The 17,884-nt window shown below is 44.3% G+C and carries 14 protein-coding genes and 1 riboswitch; of the genes, 9 read left to right on the top strand and 5 right to left on the bottom strand.

Annotated features, from left to right (window positions below; translation table 11 throughout):
* The first annotated feature begins 160 nt into the window (after nucleotides 1-160).
* The 8 genes from dinG to OQJ86_RS00505 all read left to right on the top strand — a co-directional run bounded on the left by dinG (nucleotide 161) and on the right by OQJ86_RS00505 (nucleotide 10,932).
* Nucleotides 161-2,236, top strand: a complete 2,076-nt coding sequence (gene dinG / locus OQJ86_RS00540; protein ID WP_038866732.1) for an ATP-dependent DNA helicase DinG — start codon at nucleotides 161-163, stop codon at nucleotides 2,234-2,236.
* A 14-nt stretch (nucleotides 2,237-2,250) separates the two neighbouring features.
* Nucleotides 2,251-3,036: a sulfite exporter TauE/SafE family protein gene (locus OQJ86_RS00535; protein ID WP_038866730.1), complete on the top strand. Its 786-nt coding sequence runs from the start codon at nucleotides 2,251-2,253 to the stop codon at nucleotides 3,034-3,036.
* The gene (locus OQJ86_RS00530; RefSeq protein WP_038866728.1) at nucleotides 3,033-3,578 is read left to right on the top strand and encodes a primosomal replication protein; all 546 of its coding nucleotides are present in this window, start codon (nucleotides 3,033-3,035) and stop codon (nucleotides 3,576-3,578) included. Before OQJ86_RS00535 ends, OQJ86_RS00530 begins: the two co-directional genes overlap by 4 nt.
* Nucleotides 3,578-3,742: a pleiotropic regulatory protein RsmS gene (rsmS, locus tag OQJ86_RS00525; RefSeq protein ID WP_038866726.1), complete on the top strand. Its 165-nt coding sequence runs from the start codon at nucleotides 3,578-3,580 to the stop codon at nucleotides 3,740-3,742. The genes OQJ86_RS00530 and rsmS overlap by 1 nt, the downstream gene beginning before the upstream one ends.
* Nucleotides 3,743-3,826: 84 nt before the next feature.
* Nucleotides 3,827-4,633: an exodeoxyribonuclease III gene (gene xthA / locus OQJ86_RS00520; RefSeq protein ID WP_038875944.1), complete on the top strand. Its 807-nt coding sequence runs from the start codon at nucleotides 3,827-3,829 to the stop codon at nucleotides 4,631-4,633.
* A 168-nt stretch (nucleotides 4,634-4,801) separates the two neighbouring features.
* Nucleotides 4,802-6,502, top strand: a complete 1,701-nt coding sequence (locus OQJ86_RS00515; protein ID WP_265985114.1) for a type I secretion system permease/ATPase — start codon at nucleotides 4,802-4,804, stop codon at nucleotides 6,500-6,502.
* Complete coding sequence (locus OQJ86_RS00510; protein WP_265985113.1) at nucleotides 6,495-7,838, top strand: HlyD family type I secretion periplasmic adaptor subunit; 1,344 nt, start codon at nucleotides 6,495-6,497, stop codon at nucleotides 7,836-7,838. Before OQJ86_RS00515 ends, OQJ86_RS00510 begins: the two co-directional genes overlap by 8 nt.
* Nucleotides 7,839-7,901: 63 nt before the next feature.
* A riboswitch (cyclic di-GMP riboswitch) is annotated at nucleotides 7,902-7,983 on the top strand.
* A 30-nt stretch (nucleotides 7,984-8,013) separates the two neighbouring features.
* Nucleotides 8,014-10,932 carry a calcium-binding protein gene (locus OQJ86_RS00505; RefSeq protein ID WP_265985112.1) on the top strand — a complete coding sequence of 973 codons (2,919 nt, stop codon included), beginning with the start codon at nucleotides 8,014-8,016 and terminating at the stop codon, nucleotides 10,930-10,932.
* Nucleotides 10,933-11,009: 77 nt separating this feature from the next.
* On the opposite strand, the gene OQJ86_RS00500 is transcribed toward OQJ86_RS00505, so the two are convergent.
* The 5 genes from OQJ86_RS00500 to OQJ86_RS00480 all read right to left on the bottom strand — a co-directional run bounded on the left by OQJ86_RS00500 (nucleotide 11,010) and on the right by OQJ86_RS00480 (nucleotide 15,843).
* Nucleotides 11,010-11,687, bottom strand: a complete 678-nt coding sequence (locus OQJ86_RS00500) for an ABC transporter permease (RefSeq protein WP_038866714.1) — start codon at nucleotides 11,685-11,687, stop codon at nucleotides 11,010-11,012.
* Nucleotides 11,688-11,690: 3 nt separating this feature from the next.
* On the bottom strand, nucleotides 11,691-12,431 hold the full coding sequence (locus tag OQJ86_RS00495) for an ABC transporter permease (protein ID WP_038866711.1): 741 nt from the start codon (nucleotides 12,429-12,431) through the stop codon (nucleotides 11,691-11,693).
* A gap of 80 nt (nucleotides 12,432-12,511) precedes the next feature.
* Nucleotides 12,512-13,282, bottom strand: a complete 771-nt coding sequence (locus OQJ86_RS00490) for an ABC transporter substrate-binding protein (protein ID WP_038866708.1) — start codon at nucleotides 13,280-13,282, stop codon at nucleotides 12,512-12,514.
* Nucleotides 13,283-13,366: 84 nt separating this feature from the next.
* On the bottom strand, nucleotides 13,367-14,137 hold the full coding sequence (locus OQJ86_RS00485; RefSeq protein WP_038866706.1) for an ABC transporter ATP-binding protein: 771 nt from the start codon (nucleotides 14,135-14,137) through the stop codon (nucleotides 13,367-13,369).
* 233 nt (nucleotides 14,138-14,370) lie between these two features.
* Nucleotides 14,371-15,843 carry a 54K polar flagellar sheath protein A gene (locus tag OQJ86_RS00480; RefSeq protein ID WP_265985111.1) on the bottom strand — a complete coding sequence of 491 codons (1,473 nt, stop codon included), beginning with the start codon at nucleotides 15,841-15,843 and terminating at the stop codon, nucleotides 14,371-14,373.
* Between the two features lie 457 nt (nucleotides 15,844-16,300).
* Between OQJ86_RS00480 and OQJ86_RS00475 the strand changes: the two genes are divergently transcribed.
* The gene (locus OQJ86_RS00475) at nucleotides 16,301-17,848 is read left to right on the top strand and encodes a DUF3360 family protein (protein ID WP_038866702.1); all 1,548 of its coding nucleotides are present in this window, start codon (nucleotides 16,301-16,303) and stop codon (nucleotides 17,846-17,848) included.
* Nucleotides 17,849-17,884: the final 36 nt, after the last annotated feature.

Raw genomic sequence — 17,884 nt, 5'->3', positions numbered from 1 at the left:
TTTTATATTTTTCGACTAATGAAATTATTTTCATTTAGTTTAGGTTCAATATTTTTTTGTGAACAAGATCGATATTTATCATAAAAGCATTCCGTTTTGTGAACTACAGTACAACTAGTGATGTGTGCTACTATGCGCCTCCAACGCATTTGAGGCCCGTATGCTAACCAGTAACATTCAAAAATCGATTCGCACCAGTTACCAAAACTTACAAGCGCAGCTTGATAATTTTGTTCCACGAAGAGCACAAAACTACTTAGTTGCAGAAATTGCGAAAACACTATGCGGGCAATACCACAAGTCAAATCGCATGTTGATTGCAGAAGCTGGTACTGGCATCGGTAAATCACTCTCTTATCTGATGGCAGCGATTCCTGTGGCGGTTTATAACAATCGTAAAGTAGTGATCTCAACAGCCACCGTCGCTCTACAAGAACAGTTGGTGAATAAAGACCTGCCTCTTTTTCGTCGTATCACCGATCGAGAGTTTTCTTTTATTCTTGCAAAAGGCCGACAGCGTTATTGTTGTGCTGAAAAACTCGCGACGGCAAGTGGTGTCGATGGCGGCCAGTTAGCGATGTTTGAAACTAAACCGAAGAAGAAAGATATTGAGCTACTGGAAACCATGTATCGCTCCCTCGCTCAAGGGAAGTGGGATGGCGACCGAGACTCTTGGCCGAAACCAATAGATGATCAGTTATGGCAACTTATTGTCAGTGATAAGCACAGCTGTAACAACAGCTTACCAGCACACCGAGGCTGCCCTTTTCAAAAAGCTCGAGCAGAGTTGGATAAAAATGACGTCATTATCGCCAATCATTCACTCGTAATGGCCGATGCAGATTTGGGTGGTGGAGTGATCCTCCCTGAGCCAGAAAACACAATTTACGTGTTTGACGAAGCTCATCATCTACCTCATGTCGCTCGCGATCACGCTTCTGCGTCAGCCAGTTTAAAAGGTGCAGCTGCTTGGTTAGAAAAGCTCAACCAGTCAATCACCAAATTTTCTTCGTTAACAGATGAAAAACGTGTTGGTCGATTCCGTAATGATCTACAAGAATCCGTACAGGAACTGATTCCTGCGTTGACCCAACTGACTAAACAGTTTGATCCAGCCCAGTTTGAGGAAGGGATATACCGTTTTGAACATGGTGAGCTACCGACTTGGTTGGAAAATCAATCAAAAGATTTAAAACAACTAAGCAAAAAGGCAAACCAAAGCGTCGCAAAGATCGCCGATCTAATAGCTGAGCGCGTTAAAGATGGCGAACTTTCATCAAGATTGGCGGAACCAGCTTTGGCTGAGTTAGGGTTTTACATCCAACGTTTGGAAAACCTAGCTCAAGTCTGGCGTTTAATGGCCGAGCCAAGCCGAGACAAAGGTGCACCTCTTGCGCGCTGGTTAGAAAAACACCCAGATCGTGAAGGCGATTTTATTGTCAGCGTTTCCCCGTTGGAAATTGGATGGCAATTAGACCAACAAATCTGGAGTCGTTGCATCGGCGCCGTATTGGTTTCTGCCACTATGCGAGCACTAAACTCATTTAATTACTTTTGCCATCAAGTGGGCGTTGACGCCAAACCGGACTCAGGAACACAGTTTTTGGCACTAGCGTCTCCTTTCGATTATCAAAATCAAGCCGAACTGCTGATACCAGCAATGAAGTATGAACCGCAGGCACCGCAGTTTACTGAATATCTTATTGAAATTTTGCCTAAGTATTTAGAAGACAATAAAGCGAACTTGGTATTATTCTCCTCTTATTGGCAGATGAACCAAGTTGCTGATGCACTCAATGCTGGTTTCATAAAACGAGGTTGGGCGTTGCAAGTTCAAGGCGAAAGTTCACGAACAGAAATTCTAAAAAAACATAAAAGGCTCATTGATAAGCAGAAAACCAGCATCCTTTTTGGTACAGGCAGCTTTTCTGAAGGCCTTGATTTACCTGGAGAGCTATTGGAAAACCTCATTATCACAAAAATTCCATTTGGGGTCCCTACTTCTCCAGTTGAACAAGCACACTCGGAGTACATCGAGAAAAAGGGTGGTAACCCGTTTATGCAAATCACGGTTCCAGATGCAAGTAAAAAGCTGATCCAAAGCGTTGGTCGATTACTGCGCAAAGAACGAGATTCTGGTAGAGTGACCATCCTCGACAGACGCTTGATAACAAAACGCTACGGACAAGCTCTGATTGATTCGCTTCCTCCGTTTAAACGCAAAATAGAATATTAAAAGAATAACTATTTATGGAAATGATTGAGCCAACCATGCTGTTGGTGTTGGCGCTAGTCGCTTTTGTTGCTGGATTTATCGATGCTGTTGCTGGCGGTGGTGGTATGCTGACTGTTCCCGCGTTACTGTCGTTAGGGCTGCCTCCCCACATCGCATTGGGCACCAATAAGTTAGCTGCCTCTTTTGCCTCTTCGACGGCGGCCTATACTTACTATAAGAAACGTCTTTTTAAGCCCCAGTGCTGGGGCAGAGCGTTTGTTGCCACTCTTGTTGGTGCAACACTAGGAACGCTATTTGTTGATGCAATTAGTACAGAATGGTTAGAGAAAGCGCTGCCGCTGATCATTCTCGCTGCTGCGATGTATACTGTTTTCCATAAACCACCACAGTCGACTCATCAAAGCCCAACTCCCGAACCTTGTCCGATGCTAAATAAAAAGCAGTATATGCAAGGCTTATCGATAGGCTTTTATGATGGTTTAGCGGGGCCAGGAACTGGGGCTTTTTGGACGGTGAGTTCCATGGCCTTATACCGACTCAATATCTTGCTTGCGTCTGGTTTGGCTAAAGCAATGAACTTTACCAGTAACTTTACTTCATTGGTTACATTTGCCGTATTAGGACACATCAACTGGGTACTAGGCTTAACAATGGGCGTCTGTTTAATGGCTGGTGCTTTTGTTGGCGCGCATTCAGCAATCCACTTTGGTGCTAAGTTCATACGTCCGGTCTTTGTTACCGTTGTTAGCGTGCTTGCCATTAAACTCGCTTACGATGCATGGTTTGTAGGATTAACATGAACATCAGCCAGCTTTCAGAACATCTAGAACAAATGTCTAAACAGGCTGCAATGCTTGACCGTCAGCGTGGAGAACACCATGTTCCTTTGTTTGATGAGCGTTTGTTCCACTGCCGCTCTCGGCTACTCGTACCCTGTGTAAAAGAAGCAACAGCAACACTTGATTCGATTGTACGCGAGCAAAAGGAGCAAAAGCTCACGGCATTACGAGCAGAGTACTTAACTGAAAGATTAGTCGCGCAAATTGGCGCAATTCAGCGTGAAATTTCCACCACAAAAATTCGCAAAAACGAAGTAAAACACAGCAGTCACTTTAGAAAGCCAATTAATGTCTTGTATCAAGAACTAGCTCAACACCAAGAGTGGGCTCGTCGATTACGAGAAATGGTGCTGGAGAAAGAGAGAGCTGTTGAGTTTTCCCCAAGCTTTGCTCGTGCTGAAGCGCAGAAAGTACTTTTAGCAACAGAACAACGATTAGAACGATGCGAAGCAGCGCTGCTTAAGCTAGAAAATCAAATCACTCACAGGGAAAAGAACCAGTAATGACTGACCAACCAAAATCTCCGCTCGATGATGCCCCAGAAGAGGTGAAGTTAGCCGTCGATTTGATTTACTTGTTAGAGTCGAATGAAATCGAACCTGAAACTGCATTAAAAGCAATTAAAATCGTACAGAATGACCTAGAGAACAAACTCAGTAACAAATAACTGTTCTTATTTACTTTCGACGTTTCCAGCCTATGCCGCCAATGGTAAAATCAAGCACAAATACGCCCTTCAGAAGGATAGAAAATGAAAGTAATTAGCTTTAACATCAATGGACTTCGTGCTCGTCTGCATCAGCTCCAAGCCATTATCGATAAGCACCAACCTGATGTCATTGGTCTTCAAGAAATCAAAGTGCACGACGAAGCTTTTCCAATCGAAGATGTCGAAGCCATGGGTTATAAAGTTTACTTTCATGGGCAAAAAGCACACTACGGTGTCGCGATGCTATGTAAACAAGAACCAATCAATGTGCAAAAAGGGTTCCCTACCGATAACGAAGAACACCAAAAGCGCATGATCATGGCGACGTTTGAAGATGAGAGTGGTGAAAAGGTCACTGTGTTAAACGGTTACTTCCCTCAAGGCGACAACATCGCTCATGAGACCAAATATCCATACAAACGCCAGTTCTACAAAGATCTGATGACCTACCTAAATGATCACCATACAAATGATGAACAACTGATTGTAATGGGAGACATCAACATCAGTCCGATTGATGCAGATATCGGCATCGGCGAACCGAACCGTAAACGCTGGTTGAAGACTGGTAAATGCTCATTCCAACCGGAAGAACGCGAGTGGTTGAAGACGCTAATGGATTGGGGATTCGAAGATACTTTCCGTAACCTGCACCCAGAAGTGGATGACCGTTTCTCTTGGTTTGATTATCGATCTCGCGGCTTTGACGATAATCGAGGTCTACGTATTGATGTGATTCTTGCGACGCCATCGCTTGCACAAAAATGTGTTGAGTCCGATGTTGATTACGAACTGCGTGGCATCGAGAAACCGTCAGACCATGCTCCTATTTGGTCTACTTTCAAATAGATAGCTTTAAAGGGCTAATCATCTTGCCAACTTATCGTGATTAGCCCCGACTTACCCCCCTCTTAGTTCATTTTTCGCTTTCCTTCCTCGTCTCAATTTTGAGGCATTTCTCGAACATTCACTTTCTATACTCATTACTACTTCTTTAGTTCATGGAGTAAAGGAAGTATGGTTCAAAAAAGTTGGAGCAACTTGTCTCCTTTTACATTTAAAGCATTAGGCCCAATGACACTGGTGAGCGCCGTAATTAATGCTTTGATGCTAGTTGTTCCAATCTACAGTCTTCAATTGTTCGACCGTGTATTGTCGAGTAGAAGTACAGATACACTATTGCTACTTACTGCTATCGCTCTGTTTCTGTTGATTTCACAGGCATTGCTTGAAACCTTAAGACAAAAATACACCCAAAGAAAAGCTCTTCAGTTTGAATCGGAAAGTGCTCAATGGTTATACCAACTGTGCGGTCAACATTACGACACGAAGACACGTTACGTGTTTAACGACATAAATGAGATACGAGCTCTTCTCATGTCTCCCGGTTTTTTTGTTGCTTTCGATCTGCCTTGGACGCCGTTGTTCCTTCTGGTCATGTTTATGCTCCACCCTATTATCGGATTGGTTGGTTTGATTGCTGTTATCTGTGTATTAATGGTCGCCCTACTCTCTTTCTACGCGAAAAAGAAATCATTTGAAGCATCTTACGCTACCCAAGTTGCTGCGAATCGAAAAGTCGATGAGCTATTCAACAAACAAGAAACCCTGTTCTCTCAGCAAGCAGCCGATGGAACATTTAACAAATTTCAGCCTGTCCTTGCTGAAAAGTTGTGGTTCAGAAACAAAGTAGACCTCGCATCTATTAACCTGACATCTCTTGCCAAACTTGTCCGCATGACGCTACAAATTGGCATTATGGGAACAGGCGCGTTTCTTGTGATTCAAAATTCAATGAGTGCGGGCGGAATGATTGCTGGATCAATTCTTATGGCGAGAGCGCTCCAACCAATAGAGCAGCTAACCTCTGGGTTTCAAGGCTGGAAGACGGGGTTAGCCGCAGCCAAGCGCATAAAAGCGGTTGTCAGCCAATCCAAAATAGAGCTTGAACGTACAACGCTCCCCCAAATCACCGGTGAATTACGCTTTGAAAACGTGAGTTGGTCACCAGAGAATCACAAAAGCGAAGCTATCCTCAAACAGCTGAAACTTAGGCTAGAGGCTGGAAACCGTGTTGCAATCATCGGGGCAAGTGGCTCTGGAAAAACCAGCCTTTGCAAATTAATAATGGGAATACACAAACCGACATCAGGCAAGGTGTCTATCGATGGCTTAGATGTCACCCACTGGGAGAAGACACAATTCAAACATACCGTAGGTTACCTCCCACAGAATATTCAGTTTGTCCAAGGCAGCGTGAAAGAAAATATTGCCCATTTCGACACTGAGATCAGTGACTCTCAAATCATTAAAGCCGCCATTCGCGCTGGTGTACACGAGACGATTCTTCAACTTCCAAACAGTTATGAAACCTTGATTGGTGATGGTGGACATCAATTGTCTGGCGGGCAAGCCCAAAAGCTCGCCTTAGCACGAGCATTGTGCTTTAAACCCAAACTCTTGGTCTTAGACGAACCCAACTCTCACATGGATAAAGAAGGGGAAGAGTACCTCACAACCCTCCTCGCAACATGCAGAGAAGAAGGCATTTCCGTCGTAATGATCACCCACCAGCCACACTTGCTGCGCCATGTCGATTGGGTGGTTGAAATCAATAGAGGTCAGATTGCGAGAGCCGGAGAAGCAAGCAAGGTTCTCCGCTCGATGATAGATGTGCGTTCAAGAACGCAAACTCAATCAGAGGCTTCCAATGAGTAAGACCACACTTAACGAACATGGCATCGATTTCGAAGATGGTCGTAAACTCTCTTTTACTACCAAGCCCGTGGTCATCACTTCTCTGCTCGTATTACTCATCATGATCGGCGGCTTCATTGCATGGGCAAGTTTGTCACCTCTGAGTTCGGCAGCGATAGCTCCCGGTGTTGTTATCGTCGAATCAAAGCGAAAACCCGTTCAGCACCTAGAAGGTGGGATTATCGAGAGCGTTCATGTAAAAGATGGGGATAAGGTCAGAACAAATGATTTGTTGATTACTTTGAGTGCGACACAGGCTCAAGCCAGCTTGAATCGACTAAGAGCTCAGTGGGAAAGCGATCTTGCTCGCTTAAACCGACTTCAGTCCGAGCTCGCTGATCATCCTGAAATTCAATTCGATACACGCTTACTTTCTCGAAATTACTCCAAAGAAATTCAATCCATCATTCGTACTCAGCAAGCTTTATACGAAAAACGCCGCTCATTAAGGGATGGAGAAAATAACATTCTGGCAGAAAAGATTGAGCAAGCTCGATTAGACATGTTCGGCCTACAAAAGCGATATCAAGCCGGCAAAGAAAGTTTGCGCTATCTTGCAGAACAGGTCGCCATGCATAAAAAGCTGCTCACCTCCGGCAATACATCAAAATCACGTTACCTCGATCTCCAACGAGAGCACTCACAACTTGAAGGACAAATTGCCGACCTCAGTGCCCAAATTGGACGAGCAAAAGGCTTTGTTGCGGAAGCGAAAATGGAATTAGCCAATGCGGAGTTCAATTACGCCAAAACCTTAGGTGAAGAAGTTCAGGAGCTTGAACGAAAACTCAATGAGACAAGAGAGGCAATGATAAACGCGAATGATGTACTCAAACGTGTCGAAATCAGAGCGCCACAAGGTGGTGTTGTCGTTGGCCTCAATGTTGTCGGTCAACATGCGATTATTGCTCCAGGCGACACGCTCATGGAAATCGTCCCACAAGAGGACGAACTCATTGTGGAAGCCTTGGTAAAACCCGAAGATATTGAAGCGCTTCATATTGGACAAGCGACTCAAGTACGCTTAACCGCATTCAGCTTTAGAAAAACGCCACCTATAGAAGGCAAGCTTATACATATTTCTGCTGACCGCATCAGCGACCAAGCGACAGGCTCTTCAGCCTACCTCGCTCGCGTGTCACTAGATGCAAACATGTTAGCTGAATTAGGGGAATCAGTTTCGCTCTACCCAGGCATGCCTGCGGAAGTCATGATTCTAATTGATGAACAAACCCCACTCAATTATTTGCTCAATCCTCTCGCCGTTGCCTCATATAAGGCAATGCGAGAAATGTAAGACTTATTCATAAAATCATAATCCCTCGACGTTACTGGCTAATTAATTGATTAATAACATAACGGATGACAAAGCCAAACCTACTGCGAAGTGGGGACGGAAAGCTACAGATCTCAAACGGGACTGAGATGGCTGGGCTGCCTCTATGTATCTCGCGATATATGAGGATGAAACAATGGCGGAAGAAGTTTCTGTAACAGAGACCAATGCACAGGTTGGTACCTTAGTTGATGGCCCTACTCAAGATGGAGTGTCAAGGGATGTAGATAATCACCTTGAAGACAATTCAGGTGCAGACCTGGAAGTGCGTGCAGGTAAAGGTGATGATATCGTTAAAACGGGTGATGGTGATGACTTTATCGCTGGCGGTAGAGGTTCAGAAGCGATCAAATCTGGAGATGGCAATGATGTCATTGAATCGTGGAATCACACCATAAATGCAAAAGACGAAGCCGGAGAAAACCCTAACATTAACTTAGCGCGCGAAGGCGATGTTGAAAAAGTGGGCTGCGTTGACGACATCATTGTTGCTGGTTCTGGTAATGACTATGTCGAAGGCGGTGGCAACAACGATATTATTTATGGTGATCGTCGAGCTAAAACGGATGATACCAATTTATTAGCCGATGGCAATTTTGACGATGATGTAGGTGATACCCCTGTCGTCGATCATGGCGGCTGGCAAACCTACTCTAGCTACGGTGGATGGGAAGCGACCGAAGGTCTAATCGAAATCCAAAATGGTGGTGGCTATGGAGATAACAAAGATCCCGCACGAGGAAACGTGTTAGAACTTGATTCTCACAAAGACGGGGACAATACCGTTACCAACTCGACCGTTAGTCAAACCTTCACTGTTGATACTGCAGGTACATTCAAACTCTCTTTTGATCACACCAACCGTACCGATAATACAGATACAAATGGGCTAAAAGTCCTCATTGACGGTGAAGTTGTTGGAACATACAACAACGATGGTTGGGAAACGGTCAATCTAGATCTAGATCTAGGCGCTGGCGAGCATACCATTTCGTTTATGGCCGATGGTAATGAAGATTCTCTTGGTTCCCTGCTCGATAACGTCGCTCTTCATCAATACCAGGCCAACGATGTGTTGATTGGTGATGGTACTCCTAGAGACGGAGACAACGTCGATAATAGCTCGATGCCGGGAGATGACCTTATTCGCGGTAACAAAGGGGCTGATGTGCTCATTGGTGACAATTTCGATGCCCTCTCTTTCAATGAGCAAACAGGCAACTTTGAACTCGATCTTGACTCAGCACAGACTCCTGAGGGGGAGGATTTAGGTCTTGATAACGCCACAGCATACAACCCTGATGGCTCTGAAGGAAACACGACCCAACAAGGCAGTAAGTATGGAGTCGAAGGCACGGATGAAAGTGGTAAAGATGCACAAATTGGGTATAGCTACGATGACGGAGATTCGGAACCTGGCGATGCAGTTGGCTCCGAAATGCTTTCTGTTTGCTTAGATGAACATACTATGGCCGCCACCGTCGGGATCTCAAATCTTTATGCCAATGAAGGTCGTGGAGAAGATGATGATGTGGACGAAATTGGTATCTGGACTGCATTTCGAGATGGCATTGAAGTCGCAAGTGGATTTTTTAGCGCAAATGAACCTGACGCAGATACCCTAGCCCACTACGCCGCTGCGGGCATGACACTAGAAAATACTAAAGTGCTTTCTACTGATAGCAACAATAGCGGTGAGTTTAGTATTGGTCCAAACGATACTGGCTTCAAAGCCTTTGATGAAATTCAGTTCTCTGCCGCAGGTGAACAATTCAGTAAAGGGGGAGAGAAAGAAGACTCAAGTGACTATTTTGTCACATCAGTAGAAACACTTGGGCTCACTGGCGACGGTACCGACATGCTATATGGCGGGCGTGGTGATGATGTCTTACTCGGCGGTGACAATAACGAAATACTGCCGACGCCATCTGATGGTATGTATGATATCAGCCAGTTCAACGGAACGTTCGACGTTGAACTCATCGGGTCCAATGCAGGGTTCAATAACTCCCTTGGTTTCTACACAGCAGACTCAAGCGGTGAAGTCGTGAATGTCGGCATTCTTTGGTCAAATGTAAAACAGCCTGATGAAATGAACACCTCAATATCGAAAGAAATGATGGGTGGAGATGCTTGTAAGCTGGGGTTCTTCGTGGTCCCTGACGGTGCCGATAACGGCATTGAATCTGAGGGATTTATTGATGTTTCAGAATTCGATCTAGATGCGCAATTACTCGGTGAAGCTGCATTTGAATTGGGTCTCCCAGTCCATGCACAAGTCACTCCTATGGGGGATGGAACCTCCTTATTCGAATGGAATGATAACACTGACCTTTCAACTAACGATGATGACTTCAACGACGTGATCCATAACGTCACTACCATAGCAGAACCTGAACTTCTCAAAGGCGGTCGTGGTGACGACTGGCTAGATGGCGGTGCCGGCGTTGATGTACTTAAAGGCGGCAAAGGCGATGATGTTCTTATCGGTGGCAGTGGCGCTGACGAGCTTCGTGGTGGTAAAGGCAACGATACGATCGCTTACGACGCAGATGATACACTAATCAGAGGCGGAAAAGGGTTCGATGTTCTTGTCGCCAATGAGAAAGACGGCCCTATCGATATCGATATGTCTAAAGGTCAAGATGCAGACAACATTAAAGGTATTGAAGCGGTAATAGGTACAAGTAGTGACCAAGATTCTGTTACCTTGACCCTTGGCAAGGCGTACCATCAAGGTGGAGCTAGCGACAATAGTAAGAGTAAAGATGATGGTCAATCAGAGTTCTTTGCCCTTGGCGTTGAAAACATCAAGTTGGACGAAAGCAATAATTGGAGCCTAGAAAGCGATACTCAAGGCGATCCCGATGATGGTGTTACTATGACGGTGGCGGACCTTATGGCGTCATCAGATTACAAGCTAGACCAAGGCATGATTGATTCCTTAGGGTTATCAGGCTCAGATGTCTTAACGGCCTATACCTTTACAAAAGGTGGTAAAGAAGTCGTCATTTATACCGACGCAGCCTTTGACGGTGATTTCCAATTTGTATAGGTAAACTCACTCGCCCTTCATCTACCCAAAAAGAGCGCTAATCGGCGCTCTTTCTTTTAGATATCTATAAAAACGCCTTAGCTTAATGGCCTTAGATATGCCAAGAAGCGCTTCTCTGCGATTTTGAAACACCACAAAATAATGAACGTTAATCCCATGTAGAAGAGACCAGCCGTCAGGAATGACTCAAATGGTGCATAGTAACGAGAGTTCACAAGTCGAGCTGCGCCTGTCAAATCCATAATAGTGATGATCCCAGCGACTGCACTGCCGTGCAGCATAAAGATCACTTCATTCGAATATGCAGGTAAAGCACGGCGTAATGCGCTTGGCAAGATGATGCGACGATAAGTCATAAACTTGCTCATGCCGTATGCTTTTGCTGCTTCTACTTCGCCCTTTGGTAAACCATTGATCGCACCACGAATAATTTCCGCCGTGTAAGCCGAAGTATTAAGAACGAAAGCCACCAAGGCACAGAACCAAGCATGTTCCCAAAGTGTGTCTTTCACAGGAAAGAATTGGTCCATGCCGTAGTAAATGAGATAAAGCTGCACCAACAACGGCGTACCGCGGAAAAAGTAAATGAACGCCCATGACGGCAAACTTAATGCGTAATTCGTGCTATTGCGCGCTATAGCTAAGGGAATCGATACACAGAGCCCGATCACCAGAGCTAATGCCACCAGCCATACCGTTGTCCACAATCCATCTAAGTAGACAGGGAAGCTTTCAATGATCAATGAAAAGTCCATTATCTACCTCGCATGAATACTGAATTTGCGTTCAACAAGCTTAAGTAGACCGGTTGATACACTGGTGAAGAATAAGAAGATGATCGCGACAGCCATGTAAAAAGTGAATGGCATCTTTGTTGTACCAGCGGCAAGTGAACTAATACGCACCATATCTTCCAATCCAATGATTGAAACAAGAGCGGTAGTCTTGAGTAATACCAACCAGTTATTACCAAACCCGGGTAACGCGTGTCGAATCATTTGAGGTAATAGAATTCTTCTAAACGACATAAAAGAACTCATTCCGTAGGCTTTTGCCGCTTCCAACTCACCTTTGTCGACGGCCATGATCGCACCACGGAAAGTTTCCGCCATATACGCACCAAAGATAAAACCGATGGTCAGTACACCAGCAATAAATGGGCTCACATCGATGTAATCAGGGAGGTAAGCAGTCCATTCATGTTCAGGGTTGCTTGCGGTAAACCACTCGTTGAGCGTTTCATTGATCGAATAAAGGCTGTTATTCAGTAGAATTTGGCCACCAAAGAAGATAAGCATCATCAAGACTAAGTCAGGAATGCCACGAATAATGGTGGTGTAGAGTGTTGCAATAGCTCTTGCCCATTTATAGGGCGCTAATTTCGCAAGTGCCCCAAGCATGCCTAAAATGACAGCAAGCAACAATGAGAGTATTGCGACTTCGATGGTTACTAGAGCCCCTTTTAGTATCGAGGCTTCATATCCTTGTAAATCCAGCATAGGTGAGTTCCTAATCCCTAAACTCAAAAATCGGCCGTTGGTTACTTCTAGGAACAAGCCAACGGCCGCTTAGTTACGGCTTATTTACCGTAAACATCGTAGTTGAAGTACTTACCTGCGATTTCTTGATAAACACCTTTTTCACGCAGAGATAAGATTGCCGCATCTAACTTTTTAGTAAGATCTTTGTCTTGCTTACGAACCGCAATCCCGAAGCCATCACCAAACCATTTAGGGTCAGTTAGAGAAGGGCCAACAAACTCGTAAGCCTCACCACCCGCCTTATTTAGTACACCTTCTTCAAGAGCTGAAGCATCACCAAGTACTGCAGCGACACGGCCATTTGCAAGATCTAGGTATGCTTCATCAAACGAACCGTAACGTACGATTTCAACTTTATCGCCGTAGTTATCTGTCAGATACTTGTCATGCGTTGTCGCGCGTTGTACCGCAATTTTTTGACCATCAAGGTTGTCGAAGTCTAAACCCGCACCTTTTTTAGCAATGAATTTGTTTGGAATGAGTGCGTACTTACCCGTAAAGTCGACTTTCTTCTTACGCTCTTCGGTGATAGACATTGCAGCAATGATCGCGTCGTACTTACGAGCAAGTAACGAAGGAATGATGCCATCCCAATCTTGAGCAACGATTTGACACTTCACTTGCATCTCTTCACAAAGCGCATTCGCCATATCAACATCGAACCCCTTTAAGGAGCCATCCGTTTCAGTCCAGCTAAACGGAGGATAAGCACCCTCAATCCCAAAACGAACTGTTTTCCATTCTTTCGCTTGGGCGACACCAGACACTGCTGTTGCAGCAAGCGTTGCTGCCAATAACCACTTTTTCATTTCCATACTCCTGTGATTGCTATTTTATTTGGTTTTGTTTGTTGTGCTTGTTTAGGAGGCAAAAAGCTGCCACCCAAAGAAATATTAGTAGATAGAAGAGATAAATTGCTGTAATCGCTCCGAATCTGGATTCGTAAAAAGCTTAGCTGGATCTCCCTGTTCTTCCACTAAACCTTGATGCAAAAACATCACATGGTTAGATACATCACGCGCAAAAGCCATTTCATGCGTGACAACTAACATGGTGCGTCCTTCCTCGGCCAAGTCTCTCATTACCCCTAACACTTCACCAACGAGTTCAGGGTCAAGTGCAGAGGTAGGCTCATCAAACAACATAACCTCTGGATCAACGGCCAAAGCACGAGCGATTGCAGCGCGTTGTTGCTGACCTCCGGACAGGTGTCCTGGGTAGTAGTCTTTGCGTTCGTATAACCCAACTTTCTTCAACAGTACTTCCGCATTTTCAATCGCTTGCGCCTTAGGTACACCAAGTACGTGCACGGGCGCTTCAATCACATTTTCTAAAACCGTTAAATGCGACCATAAGTTAAAGCCCTGAAATACCATAGCTAAACGTGAACGAATACGCTGAACTTGCTTTTCATTTGCTGGGACAGACTCCCCTGCGCGGTTGTTCTTCATTTGGATAAGTTCGCCGTTTACCCAAATTTCACCCGCAGTTGGTGTCTCTAATAAATTGATACATCTTAGGAAGGTACTCTTACCTGAACCGGAAGAGCCAATGATGGAGATAACATCGCCTTTATGGGCAGAAAGTGAAATGCCCTTTAATACTTCATTTTGTCCGAAGGTTTTGTGCAGGTCTTTAATATCTAGCGCTGGTACATCATTCATGCGCCCTACTCCCTGTGTTTTAGTCACTGCAATAAAGGGACTCCGCCCTCTTTGAATTGGAACAAACTATCACCACCCAAGAGAAGTTGCAACAAATTATTAACCTAAATAAATCGAATAGATAGATACAACAATCAAATGAATATGCACTTTCTAGCAATATATTCTTTTAATGATGAATAACTGACATAAAAAAGCCCCTCAAGAGAGGGGCTCATTAAGATACAAAAGTGTTAATTAAAACGTGTCACAACGAGAGAATTCGAAGTGCGTAATGTCACTTCATTTTCCATTCCATCTTTTTCAGAAGTTAGAATACCGTCTAGGTCAGCTTCTAGTTCAGGCTCCGAAGCTTCACCATTAGAGAAGAAGCTCATGAACATTTCTGAGTCAATATCGCTGTTACCATCAAGAATGACTGCAGAACGGTTGAAGTTGTCCGTTTCCGATACTTTCAAACCATTTATCGCGGAAGATGGAAAATTGTAGTAGTCCAGCTCAGGTACTACAACATAATCACTATTGCTCTTAGTGAAAATACGATGAGTTACTTTGTAATCACCTGAAGCAGCAAAATATGCGGTACGAGTGAAACCTTCTGTAGAGTTAGTTAATCCCATATTAATATCAATCACCGACTCTCGTCCGCTCTGAGATATCACGCTAGGCTTGGAGTTCGGTAAGTTTTTGATATTTAGGAATGTACTTGGATCAGCATCAATATCCCAGCTTGAATCAATAGTACCAGTTAATAGTGAATCCCAACCATTTGTAGCGCTTTCAGCAACGGCTAGGTAAACCCATTCTTCTTTATTAGCTTCACTAGGTCGACGATATTCATCAACGGAATTACCCAGCTCTAAGGCATCATATAAGTAGTCGTTTGATACAAAGCCAATATTCAAGGAGTCATACTTGTAGCCAGACGATGAGTAAATACTAGAAACAACATCTGTCGTAACTAGGTCAATATCATTAGTACCCCAAGAACCGATACCATATTGATATAATAATTTATTGTCCGAGCCAGATTCATATTGGAATAAAGCGGTAGGCTCTCCATTGAAACCTAGTAGTTCTTCATCTGAAGTCATATCACTGTTTGGAGATACTAAGACATCTTTTTGTGATACATAGTGGTAGTCACCACCACCAGATACTGCGTTTCGGTATGAAAGGTTTTTGAACGTTTTGTCCGATACGTTACTTCCTGTAAAGCACTTATTCAACGACTCACGGTTAAGTGCGAAAGTAACATTGCGAAGCTCTTTATCTTCTAAAAACTCGCGAGAGAAAGAATTTACACGAACTTCTCGACCATTGAATTCAAGTGCTTGAATAGTGATGTAACCACCTTCAGGAATGTCTTCTAAAACAAACTTGAAGTTATCGCTGGTTGGTTTAATAACTTCTCCAACCATTTTGCCATCAGCATCAGAATAGTAACCGATAACATTATTCGTGACCTGAGCTTTTGATGCATGACTGTAAGTTAAAACGGTAGCGTCACCATTCGAATCAGTATCTCGATCATAAATTGTACAGCTTTGTGCCTTAGCATCGCTCTCAGACAGTGTCGCAGGGATCGCAAAATCAAACGTAAATGTTGTTTTCGATGAACCGCCGCCACCGCCGCCACCGCCGCCACAACCGACCATTAATCCCGAAATAATTGCCACTAGCGGCAGTACTTTAAGCTGTTTCATGTCTTCTTCCTAAACTGAGCGGCAATGATTAGCCAAAAAATCGTCTCTGCTCGGTACTAAGCAAGAATGAAGCCAGCTTTATATACAATTCATGAATGACGTAAATAAATCGCATTGGACATTATTTCTGCAAAATAACGTCTAATTTTATGCAACTTGTGTAATCGAATTACACACTAAACAACCAAGTCATTCGCATGCCAGACACTTTCTGTAGTTTTCTTTCACATCTATTCTTAAAGTGATCTAAATCAATCACCCCAAAGGGCTATCTTGCTAGACTCCGCCACAATGATGAGGAATTTTTTGTGCCTCAACACAATGAGTTATTAGCTATGCTTAGGCACGTGGTATTCGTGCAACAAAATCTAATAATAGCTAGCATAGGAAGTGCCGCAGGAAGCGGAAAAACACAATTCAATTTAGAATTCATAACTTTTAAATATATGAGGAATCTATGTCAGACGCAGTGAATAAAGCGCACTCTGATTCGGATATCGAGACTAAAAGCTACCGCGAGCTTCATCGTCCATCATCTGAGTTCGCAAGCCGTTCAGACTACCTAGACCACGAACTACAAATCATGAAGCCACGCCGTTTTGGCTTAAACTTGCCAGGTCGTGACTTCCGCTTTGAGCTTGAAGACCTTGTTCCAGCGCTTGCTGGTACGATCGGTATTATCGCAATGTACTCTGCGGTAATGATGTCTTGGGCTGAAGGTCTTACTGCTGCATGGGACCACGTTAACTTAGGCAAAGATTTTGCTATCGAAGTTGCTCGTGTAGAAATGCTAATCCCTGCACTCCTTTTCTGTATTCTTGCTTCTGGCTTTATTAACCCTAAAGCCAACCTAGCAGGTAACCACGGTCCAATGATCCCTCTTATTGGTACCATCGCTCTTGCGGGTGCCCATCCTCTTGCATTGGCAATCCTAATCGGTGTGTTTGGTTTGATTTTGAGCTTACTAAAAGGTGGCTCAAAACTCGTAAACCTCACTTCAGAGGGTACAGCTGGGGGCCTACTCATCTTCTTAGGCCTAACAGGTACCATGAGCCAAATCAACTCAATCCAAGCTTGGGCAGTTGGTTTGCAATCGGATACGGTTGCCGCAGGCAGTATGGGCTACATTGGCCTAATCGTTCTCGCGGTTACTATCGGTCTATATGCTTTCCTTGCTAAAGTTAATAAACGTTGGCTAGCCATCCCAGTATGTGCTTTCACGGGTCTCGTCATTGCACTTGTACTTGGTGCTGGTTTCGACATCAAATTCGTTACTGAAACAGGTCTTCCGAACCTAAACCCAATCTACTGGTGGGGTAGCACAGAAGAAGGTTGGATGCTTGGTCTACCAAATGTAGAACACTTCATTGCTTCACTACCGTTTGCAATTCTTGCTGTAGCTATGTGGTCTCCAGACTTCCTTGGTCACCGTATTTTCCAAGAACTGAACTACCCTAAAAAGACTGAAAAAGTTCTGATGGACGTTGATGACACAATGACTATGTGTTCGGTTCGTCAAATGGTTGGTACTGCTGTAGGTGGTGGTAACATTACGTCATCTTGGGGTACGTACATGATCCCAGCAGCAATTGCGAAACGCCCTATCCCTGGCGGTGCAATCCTGCTCGGCTCTCTATGTATCATCGTCGCGATTCTTGGCTTCCCAATGGATGTAGCAGTATGGCCACCAGTAATGCGTGTTGCTCTTCTAGTAGGTGTATCTCTACCTCTACTTGAAGCAGGTATGCAGATGGTGAAAGACTCTAAAGACTCTCAAGCAGCAGGTATCTGTATCTTCGGTTCTGCGGTAGTTAACCCAGTATTGGCTTGGGCATTGACTATGCTTCTAGACAACAACGGTCTGATTGGTGACAAAGAGCGTGCATCACGTCTGTCATTTGTAGATAAGATTGTGATCCCTGTAGGTGTACTTGTTGTCTGTTTAGTCGCTATGCTTGCAGTTGGTATGCTAGAAGGACAATATGGCATTAAAGCTTGGCTATAATGACATTCGTTCAAAAATTGTGTGGGTAGCGCTCGT

It is taken from the genome of Vibrio sp. Sgm 5, assembly GCF_026241575.1.
Lineage (GTDB): Bacteria > Pseudomonadota > Gammaproteobacteria > Enterobacterales > Vibrionaceae > Vibrio > Vibrio jasicida.
Note: the sequence above shows the minus strand (reverse complement) of the source record. Positions and strands in the feature narration are given on the sequence as shown.